Here is a 5767-nt window from a genome sequence, read left to right on the forward strand (position 1 = left end):
GGCTCGAACCCTTCTACGATGATCACTTCAGCCTTCGCCACCCCCTGACGATGGCTGCAAGCCTCCTGGTACAGCTCGGACCGGTAACACGCCAGCGCCTGTTCGTACGAATCGAACTCGATCACCACGCTACGCTGAGGGGTAAGCCGCCCTTCCATTGCCTCGCTACGCCCGCCACGGGCAAGGAAACGGCCACCGAATGCCTTGAAGGCAGCCGGGGCGCGTTGGGTGTACTGCTGGTATTGCTCGGGATCGGTCACGTCCACATGGGCGATCCAATAGGCCTTCATGCGCTGCTCTCCTGTTACGGCGATATTTGTGTATGATGGTATACCATAATAATCACCCCACCACAGTGAGCGTGCAACATGGCTTTCAACACCATCGACGAACTTCTCGAGGACTACCGGCAAGGCAAGATGGTCCTGCTGGTGGATGACGAGGACCGGGAAAACGAAGGCGACCTGCTGATCGCCGCCGAGCGTTGCGACGCCCACGCCATCAACTTCATGGCCCGTGAAGCGCGCGGGCTGATCTGCCTGACCCTGACCGACGAACACTGCCAACGCCTGGGCCTGGAGCAGATGGTGCCGGCCAACGGCAGCGTGTTCAGTACCGCCTTCACCGTATCGATCGAGGCGGCCACGGGCGTTACCACCGGTATTTCCGCCGCCGACCGGGCGCGTACCGTGGCGGCGGCCATGGCCCCCAACGCCCGCCCCGAAGACCTGGTGCAACCCGGCCACATCTTCCCCCTGCGCGCCCGCGAAGGCGGTGTGCTGACCCGCGCCGGCCACACCGAAGCCGGCTGCGACCTCGCACGCCTGGCCGGTTTCACCCCGGCGTCGGTAATCGTCGAAGTGCTCAACGACGACGGCACCATGGCCCGGCGCCCGGACCTGGAAGTGTTCGCTGCCCGGCACGGCATCAAGATCGGCACCATCGCCGACCTCATCCACTATCGCTTGAGCACCGAGCAGACCATCAAGCGTATCGGCGAACGCGAACTGCCGACGGTGCATGGCACCTTCCGCCTGGTCACCTACGAAGACCGCATCGAAGGTGGCGTACACATGGCCATGGTCATGGGCGATATCCGCCGCGAGCAGCCGACCCTGGTGCGGGTGCACGTGATCGACCCGCTGCGCGACCTGGTCGGCGCCGAATACGCCGGCCCCGCCAACTGGACGCTTTGGGCGGCGCTGCAGAAGGTGGCCGAGGAAGGCGCCGGCGTGGTGGTGATCCTGGCCAACCATGAGTCCTCGCAGGCGCTGCTGGAGCGCGTGCCACAGCTGACCCAGCCGGTGCGACCTTACCAGCGCGGGCAATCGAAGGTGTACTCGGAGGTGGGTACAGGCGCGCAGATCCTGCAGGACCTGGGCGTCGGCAAGCTGCGCCACCTGGGCCCGCCGCTGAAATACGCGGGGCTGGCGGGGTATGAGCTGGAGGTGGTGCAGAGCATCCCCTTCGAGCCCGGACTGGTGAGCTGATACAGGCCCCTGTAGGAGCGGCCCTTTCGCGACACAAGGCCGCTCCTACAAAGGTGCGCGGCAAATTGCAGAGGACGGAGTGATGGCCGGTAGCCTCATGCCTCTTGCCAAAAGTTTGGAATACCATAATATGATATCCCGTAGACCTTGAATCTGCAGGCCGGCACCTACAATCAAAAACGGCCACAAGACACTTTGTTTTAGCTGCTCCCCGAACACTGTTGGCGGGCGCACCACAAGCCCCGCCTCGAATAACAAAAGCAACGAGGGCGTAACCATGCTGTTGAGCAAACGTGTAACCGCAGTGCTGTCCGCCAGCCTGCTGACCCTGGCATGTCAGGCCGCCCAGGCCGCCGACAGCCTGAACTTCGTCAGCTGGGGCGGTACCACCCAGGACGCCCAGAAAGAAGCGTGGGCCGTACCCTTCACCAAAGCCACCGATATCAAGGTCGTCCAGGACGGCCCTACCGACTACGGCAAGCTCAAGGCCATGGTCGAGAGCGGCAACGTGCAGTGGGACGTGGTCGACGTCGAAGCCGACTTCGCCCTGCGTGCCGCCAGCGAAGGCCTGCTCGAACCCCTCGATTTCACCCAGATCAAGCGCGACAAGATCGACCCGCGCTTCGTCTCCGACCATGGCGTCGGCTCGTTCTTCTTCTCCTTCGTGCTCGGCTACAACGAAGGCAAGCTCGGTGCCAACAAACCGGTGGACTGGACCGCACTGTTCGATACCAAGACCTACCCCGGCAAGCGCGCCCTGTACAAATGGCCCAGCCCGGGTGTACTGGAACTGGCCCTGCTGGCCGACGGCGTAGCCCCCGACAAGCTGTACCCTCTGGACCTGGACCGCGCCTTCAAGAAGCTCGACACCATCAAGAAAGACATCGTCTGGTGGGGCGGTGGCGCCCAGTCGCAGCAACTGCTGGCCTCGGGTGAAGCCTCGCTCGGCCAGTTCTGGAACGGCCGCGTCTATGCCCTGCAGCAAGACGGTGCACCGGTGGGTGTGAGCTGGAAGCAGAACCTGGTCATGGCCGACTTCCTGGTCATCCCCAAAGGTGCCAAGAACAAGGACGCGGCCATGAAGTTCCTGGCCAATGCCAGCAGCGCCGAAGGCCAGGCCGAGTTCGCCAACAAGACAGCCTACGCGCCGGTGAACGTCGACAGCGTGGCCAAGCTGGACAAAGACCTCGCGCAGAACCTGCCGACCGCCTACGCCCAGGACCAGGTCACCCTTGACTTCGCCTACTGGGCCAAGAACGGCCAGGCCATCGCAGCCCGCTGGAATGAGTGGTTGGTCAAATGAAAGTCGCCATCAACGCCCTGCATAACGCGCAAGGTGCCCCCACGGGCACCGGCGCTCCGGGAACTGCCCCGCGCCGCGTCAGCCTGAGCCAGCGCTGGAAAGGCAGCCGCAATTTACTGCCGGCCCTGCTGTTCCTTGGCCTGTTCTTCTTCGCCCCGCTGGCCGGCCTGTTGCTGCGCGGGGTGCTGGAGCCGACGCCGGGCCTGGGCAACTACGAGCAGTTGTTCGCCAACTCGGCTTATGCACGGGTGCTGTTCAACACCTTCTCGGTGGCCGGCGTGGTCACCCTGATCAGCGTGCTGCTGGGCTTCCCGCTGGCCTGGGCAATTACCCTGGTGCCCAAGGGCTGGGGCCGCTGGTTGCTGAACATCGTGCTGCTGTCGATGTGGACCAGCCTGCTGGCGCGCACCTACTCGTGGCTGGTGCTGCTGCAGAGTTCGGGGGTGATCAACAAGGCGTTGATGGCCATGGGTATCATCGATGCCCCGCTGGAAATGGTGCACAACCTGACCGGCGTGGTGATCGGCATGAGCTACATCATGATCCCGTTCATCGTGCTGCCGCTGCAGGCGACCATGCACGCCATCGACCCGATGGTGCTGCAGGCCGGCTCGATCTGCGGCGCCAGCCCGTGGACCAATTTCTGGAAGGTGTTCCTGCCGCTGTGCCGCTCGGGGCTGTTCTCCGGGGCGCTGATGGTGTTCGTGATGTCGCTCGGTTACTACGTCACCCCGGCCCTGCTGGGCGGTGCGCAAAACATGATGCTGCCCGAATTCATCATCCAGCAGGTGCAGTCGTTCCTCAACTGGGGCCTGGCCAGCGCCGCCGCCGCACTGCTGGTGGTGATCACCCTGGTGCTCTTCTACCTGTACCTGAAGCTGCAGCCGGAATCCCCGGTCGGCAACGCGAGGTAAACCGCCATGCTCCTGTCTCCCAATGCCATGGGCCGCCCGCTGCGCACGGGCCTGTACCTGACCACCGGGGTCATCGCGGCCTTCCTGCTGCTGCCGGTGGTGTTCATCGTGTTGCTGTCGTTCGGCTCGTCGCAGTGGCTGGTGTTCCCGCCACCGGGCTGGACCTTCAAGTGGTACGGCCAGTTCTTCTCCAACCCGGAGTGGATGGACGCCGCGCTGGCCAGCCTGAAGGTGGCTGTGCTGACCACCATCGCCGCCGTGCTGCTCGGCCTGCCCACCGCGTTTGCCCTGGTGCGTGGCCGCTTCCCCGGCCGCGAGCTGCTGTATGGGCTGTTCACCATGCCGATGATCGTGCCGCTGGTAATCATTGCCGTAGCGGTGTACGCGCTGTTCCTCAAGCTCGGCTACACCGGCACACTGTTCGCCTTCGTGGTCAGCCACGTGATCGTCGCCCTGCCCTTCACCATCATCTCGATCATCAACTCGCTGAAGCTGTTCGACCAGTCGATCGAGGATGCCGCGGTGATCTGCGGCGCCTCGCGCCTGCAGGCAATCTTCAAGGTGACCTTCCCGGCGATTCGCCCGGGGATGATCGCTGGCGGCCTGTTTGCCTTCCTGGTGTCGTGGGATGAAGTGGTGCTGAGCGTGATGATGGCCAGCCCCGACCTGCAGACTCTGCCGGTGAAGATGTGGACCACCCTGCGCCAGGACCTCAGCCCGGTCATCGCCGTGGCCTCGACCCTGCTGATCGGCCTGTCGCTGCTTGTCATGTTCATTGCCGCCGCCTTGCGCCGGCGCACCGAAGCCAACGCCTGAGCGCGCGGAGAAAACAACAATGAGTGCAGTGATCAAAGACAACGCGCACGGCAAGACCCTGGTCAGCCTGCGCGGCCTGAACAAGCACTACGGCGACTTCACCGCCGTGGACAACCTCGACCTGGAAATCCAGGACGGCGAGTTCCTGACCTTCCTCGGTTCCAGCGGGTCGGGCAAGTCCACCACCCTGTCGATGCTGGCTGGCTTCGAAACACCGAGCAGCGGCGAGATCCTGGTCGATGGCCAGTCGCTGGTCAACGTGCCGCCGCACAAGCGTGACATCGGCATGGTGTTCCAGCGCTATTCGCTGTTCCCGCACCTGAACGTGCGCGACAACATCGGCTTCCCGCTGGCCATTCGCAAGCTCGGCGCCAGCGAAACCAGCAAGCGCGTCGACGCCATGCTCAAGCTGGTGCAGCTGGAGAAGTTCGCCCACCGCAAGCCGTCGCAGATGTCCGGTGGCCAGCAGCAGCGCGTGGCGATTGCCCGGGCCCTGGTGTACGAACCGCGCATCCTGCTGATGGACGAACCGCTCGGCGCGCTGGACAAAAAGCTGCGCGAAGACCTGCAGGATGAACTGCGCCAGTTGCACCGGCGCCTGGGCATCACCATCGTCTACGTCACCCACGACCAGGAAGAAGCCATGCGCCTGTCCCAGCGCATCGCCATCTTCAGCCATGGCAAGATCGTCGGCCTGGGCACCGGTTACGACCTGTACCAGAACCCGCCAAATGCCTTCGTCGCCTCGTTCCTGGGCAACTCCAACTTCCTGCGGATCAAGGCCAGCAGCAATGGCGCGGGCAGCTTCGAGGGCCAGCCGGTGGCTATCCGCCTGACCCCGGGCCTGGCCGCCTCGCAGGATGCGCTGATCATGGTGCGCCCGGAAAAGGCCCTGGCCCTGACCACCGAACAGGCCGCGCGCGAGCCGCTGCCGGCGGGCTGGAACGAGGTCAGCGCCAAGGTTGGCGAAGTGCTGTTCCTGGGCGAGAGCCAGACCTGCCATGTGGTGACTGCGGGGGGTACCGAGCTGACGGTCAAGGCGCTGTCGGCGGCTGGCATGCCGATGCAGCCGGGGGATACCGTGAAGGTGCGCTGGGCAGTGGCGGATGCGTGCATCTATACCGAGTGGGCAGAAAGTGACCTGAGCAAGTCTGCCGGGGCTGCTGCCGGGCCTGACCGACACCAAGTTCGCTTCGGCACTGGTGAAGAACGACGCCATTCTCAATGCCGCGCTGCAGCATATC

Annotated in this window: 5 protein-coding genes and 2 pseudogenes; 6 read left to right on the forward strand and 1 reads right to left on the reverse strand. The window is 64.2% G+C overall.

Annotated features, from left to right (window positions below; translation table 11 throughout):
- The coding region (locus ACK1U9_RS07690) for a DUF1330 domain-containing protein (RefSeq protein ID WP_046615001.1) at nucleotides 1–290 on the reverse strand (290 nt) is incomplete at its 3' end.
- 78 nt (nucleotides 291–368) lie between these two features.
- Between ACK1U9_RS07690 and ribBA the strand changes: the two genes are divergently transcribed.
- The 6 genes and pseudogenes from ribBA to ACK1U9_RS07720 form a co-directional block, all read left to right on the forward strand.
- Nucleotides 369–1490 carry a bifunctional 3,4-dihydroxy-2-butanone-4-phosphate synthase/GTP cyclohydrolase II gene (ribBA, locus tag ACK1U9_RS07695; RefSeq protein ID WP_046615000.1) on the forward strand — a complete coding sequence of 374 codons (1122 nt, stop codon included), beginning with the start codon at nucleotides 369–371 and terminating at the stop codon, nucleotides 1488–1490.
- Nucleotides 1491–1767: 277 nt separating this feature from the next.
- A complete protein-coding gene (locus ACK1U9_RS07700) occupies nucleotides 1768–2793 on the forward strand; it encodes an ABC transporter substrate-binding protein (protein WP_013973153.1) in 1026 nt (341 codons plus the stop codon).
- Complete coding sequence (locus ACK1U9_RS07705; RefSeq protein WP_015270844.1) at nucleotides 2790–3707, forward strand: ABC transporter permease; 918 nt, start codon at nucleotides 2790–2792, stop codon at nucleotides 3705–3707. Before ACK1U9_RS07700 ends, ACK1U9_RS07705 begins: the two co-directional genes overlap by 4 nt.
- Nucleotides 3708–3713: 6 nt before the next feature.
- Nucleotides 3714–4523, forward strand: coding sequence for an ABC transporter permease (locus ACK1U9_RS07710; protein WP_015270845.1), 810 nt, complete (start codon nucleotides 3714–3716; stop codon nucleotides 4521–4523).
- 19 nt (nucleotides 4524–4542) lie between these two features.
- Nucleotides 4543–5685 (forward strand): annotated as a pseudogene (locus ACK1U9_RS07715) (ABC transporter ATP-binding protein); the annotation flags it as partial.
- A pseudogene (locus ACK1U9_RS07720) lies at nucleotides 5684–5767 on the forward strand (short-chain dehydrogenase); the annotation flags it as partial. The pseudogenes ACK1U9_RS07715 and ACK1U9_RS07720, both read left to right, overlap by 2 nt.

The sequence above is a fragment of the Pseudomonas sp. XP1 genome (assembly GCF_053557675.1).